Source organism: Methanomassiliicoccales archaeon (genome assembly GCA_014361295.1).
Lineage (GTDB): Archaea > Thermoplasmatota > Thermoplasmata > Methanomassiliicoccales > JACIVX01 > JACIVX01.
Map to the genome: position 1 here is coordinate 1 of JACIVX010000076.1, position 1,259 is coordinate 1,259.

The following is a 1,259-nucleotide window of genomic DNA, read 5'->3' on the forward strand; positions in this document are numbered from 1 at the left end:
GAAGACCGGGGCCAAAGAACCCCGGTCTTGGAGGGAAGCGGGCTCTTGCTACCGAAATTTTTGCCAAAATGCTGTGGAAAATTTCTGCAGGGACTGTGGAAGTTCATAGTGTCCCGTTTAGTGTGTCTGGCCAGCATGATAGCTTCCCATCTAGATTTCCGCAAATCCCCGCAGCCTTCGCGCTCCCCATGCCTCGTCCAGATGACGCAAAACCAAGTACAAAAGATTTTCTACCGCCTCCTCCCCACAAAACACCTCCACCACCTTCGTCCGCCTTTTCACCTCCTTCGCCAACCGTTCCAGTTGATTCGTGGTGTAAAGATACCGCCGGATGGGCTTAGGATGCTGCAAAAACGCCAAAAGGGCATAAGCCTTGGTCTCCCAGCGTTTCACGATCTTGGGATAGATTGCGCCCCAGCGTTCCCAAAGCTTCTGTAGCGCTTCCCTAGCCTCCTCCTCGGTTTCTGCGCGATAAATCTTCTTGAGAGCCTCGGCCAGGGCCTCGCGGTCCTTCTTCCGAGCCTTGTTCAATGCCTCCCGCACGGCATGCAGAACACAAAGCTGCCAATCCGCCTGGGGAAAGATCTTCTTGATCGCCTCCTCTAGGCCTGGAAGATCATCGGTGACGAAGATTCGTACCCTTTGGACCCCACGTCGTTTCAGATCTTTTCTTTGAGCACCTCCTCCCAATTCCTGGCGCTCTCCCCTTCCGCCCCAAACAGCCAAAACCCCAGGATCTCCCGGTGTCCATCCGGCTTGATCCCGAGGGCCATGTACACCGGTTCCTTGGCCGTTTTTCCTCGGCGAACGGAGAGGAAAGTTACGTCCAGAAACACCGCGTAGTACTCCTCCCCAAGCGGCCTTTCCCGCCAGGATTTCACTTCTTCTTTGGTGACTGCGACGAGGCGGGAGATGCTTTGGGGTGAGTAAAAGGCTCCGTACACCCCCTCCAGGAAGCGGGAGATGTTCCTCGTGCTCAGCCCGACCGCGTAGAGGGTGAGGATGGCTTCCGAGAGATCTACCGAAGCGCGCTTCCGGTAGGGAAGGATCCGCGGATGAAAATCCCCTTCCCGCACGCGGGGAACTCTAAGGTTCTCAAGTGGGCCGGTGAGGGTGAGGAGGTCACGGGTGTAATAGCCGTTGGCCTTGGTGGGATGTTGCTCTAGGTACAGCTCCCTTTCCTCCCGCATGAGGTTCTCCAGAAGGTTCCGGATCATCGCCTTGAGCTCCTCCTCGAACGCCTTTAAGATCTCGCCGCG

General features: G+C 56.6%; 2 protein-coding genes and 1 rRNA gene. All 3 read right to left on the minus strand.

All coding sequences use genetic code 11. The features are described from left to right. Positions 1–150 precede the first annotated feature (150 nt). Entirely contained in the window at positions 151–690 is a 540-nt protein-coding gene (locus tag H5T41_11185; protein MBC7109322.1) for a transposase, read from the minus strand. Further along, positions 660–1,217: a transposase gene (locus H5T41_11190; GenBank protein MBC7109323.1), complete on the minus strand. Its 558-nt coding sequence runs from the start codon at positions 1,215–1,217 to the stop codon at positions 660–662. Before H5T41_11190 ends, H5T41_11185 begins: the two co-directional genes overlap by 31 nt. Next, positions 1,208–1,259: ribosomal RNA gene (locus H5T41_11195) — 23S ribosomal RNA — on the minus strand; the annotation flags it as partial. The genes H5T41_11190 and H5T41_11195, both read right to left, overlap by 10 nt.

Bases quoted from the DNA above. Each gene is read 5' to 3' on its own strand.
- H5T41_11190 (MBC7109323.1), bottom strand. From the start codon at position 1,217: ATGATCCGGAACCTTCTGGAGAACCTCATGCGGGAGGAAAGGGAGCTG.